At 63.8% G+C, this 480-nt stretch carries 1 protein-coding gene; it reads left to right on the top strand.

Translation table 11 applies throughout. The annotated features are described in order from the left end of the window. The coding region (locus tag AC1DKN_RS21025) for a sensor histidine kinase (RefSeq protein WP_476872409.1) at nt 1–480 on the top strand (480 nt) is incomplete at both ends.

Raw genomic sequence — 480 nt, 5'->3', positions numbered from 1 at the left:
CGCGACAGGATCGCCCGGGACCTGCATGACCTCGTCATCCAGCGGCTGTTCGCCGCCGGGCTGAGCGTACAGAGCCTGACCCGTTTCACCAAGGAGGATCTGGCGCTGGAGCGCATCCGCAACATCACCGGCGAACTCGACGAAGCGATACGCAGCCTGCGCGACACCATTTACTCGCTCAAGAGCAACACAGGCGAGATCGAACTGCTGAGCGGCCGGATCCGTCGGGTCACTCGCAGTTCGTCCAAGTCCATGCCGTTCCCGCCGCGCCTGACCATCACGGGACCCGTGGATGCCGTGACACCGGACAAGGCTGACAACGTCGTGGCCGTGGTTTCCGAGGGGCTCAGCAACGCCATCCGGCACTCCGGGGCGGATACAATCTCGGTCTCGGTTGCGGTCGTTAAGGGCAGGGTGACGGTGGTGATCAGCGACAACGGCGCCGGATTCACTCAACCCGAAAAACGCAACGGGCTAAGC

The organism is Arthrobacter sp. 01N444 (genome assembly GCF_056399305.1).
Note: the sequence above shows the minus strand (reverse complement) of the source record. Positions and strands in the feature narration are given on the sequence as shown.